Here is a 442-nt window from a genome sequence, read left to right as displayed (position 1 = left end):
AGCGTCTCGTGGGCTCGGGCGGCCGGAGAAGACGCTGGACATGGCCGGTGCCCCCGAGGTGCAGAAGTTGGACAAGGCCGGGCAGGTCGAGATGCGGCTCGTCGCGGCCGGCGCGCGGCGGGACATGGGGCAACTGGACGCTGCCATTGTGACGCTCCAGAGCTCCGAGCTGGCGTCCCACGCCGTGCAGCCGTGGACCGCGCGGCTGCGGTACGCGTACGCCGACGCGCTTCTCGCCGCCGGACGGGCGGACGAGGCACGTGAGTGGTTCGCGAAGGCCGTGGAGGCCGACCGGGACGGCAGCACCGACGCCTCGGACCGGTTGGCCGAGATGGACGGCGTGGAGTTCATGGACGCGCTCGACGAGCATGACGACACCGACACCGACACCGACACCGGTTCCGACACCTCGACCGACGAGGCCGAGGACGTGCGCACGGAC

The 442-nt window shown here is 71.7% G+C and carries 1 protein-coding gene; it reads left to right on the top strand.

What is annotated here, in order from left to right:
* On the top strand, positions 1-442 hold a 442-nt coding region (locus J0695_RS40820; RefSeq protein ID WP_242553780.1), incomplete at both ends, for a tetratricopeptide repeat protein.

This window comes from Streptomyces beijiangensis (genome assembly GCF_017315755.1).
In the GTDB taxonomy this organism is placed as follows: Bacteria; Actinomycetota; Actinomycetes; order Streptomycetales; family Streptomycetaceae; genus Streptomyces; species Streptomyces beijiangensis.
The sequence above is the reverse complement of the archived record's forward strand: the minus strand, read 5'-3'. Positions and strand labels throughout refer to the sequence as shown.